Here is a 730-nt window from a genome sequence, read left to right as displayed (position 1 = left end):
TTTCCTGACTCAAGCGGAAAAGCTGCATAAATCACGCAGCCGTTACGCAAAAGAACTGAACAAACTGATCACACAAAGCATGCACGAATTGAGCATGGAAAAAGCCGTCTTCAGCATTGAAGTAAACAACGAAAACACACATCCGTCGCCATTGGGGATGGACAGTGTGTGCTTCTTGGTCTCCACTAACCCGGGTCAACCTTTGCAACCTATTGCGAAAGTTGCGTCAGGTGGTGAGTTGTCCCGTATCTCGCTAGCGATCCAAGTAATCACTGCTCAAAAAGTAGATACGCCAAGTTTGATCTTCGATGAGGTGGACGTAGGTATTAGTGGCCCAACAGCTGCGGTAGTAGGCAAAATGCTACGCAAGCTTGGAGAATCGACTCAAGTCATGTGTGTCACTCACTTACCGCAAGTAGCCGGTTGTGGCCACCAACAAATGTTTGTCGCAAAACACACCAAAGGCGGTCAAACGGAAACACAAATGCGCGCACTAGATGAAGAACAACGTGTGGCAGAACTGGCTCGTTTACTCGGTGGTAGCCAAATCACTGATTCAACATTAGCTAACGCGAAAGAACTCCTTATCGCCGCCTAACCCTATAACACAGAGTCATCGGTAATCCAGTTGATGACTCTTTTCATATTAATCACTTCAGTGACTCGGCTAACGAAAACATCATTAGACTCCCTATCACCCCTTAATATCGGCCAATAAATGCAACTCAAC

Annotated in this window: 1 pseudogene; it reads left to right on the top strand. The window is 46.4% G+C overall.

Annotated elements, in window-relative coordinates:
* A pseudogene (locus R7Q48_RS27195) lies at positions 1 to 598 on the top strand (DNA repair protein RecN); the annotation flags it as partial.
* Positions 599 to 730 lie beyond the last annotated feature (132 nt).

This window comes from Vibrio sp. 378 (assembly GCF_033339435.1).
Note: the sequence above shows the minus strand (reverse complement) of the source record. Positions and strands in the feature narration are given on the sequence as shown.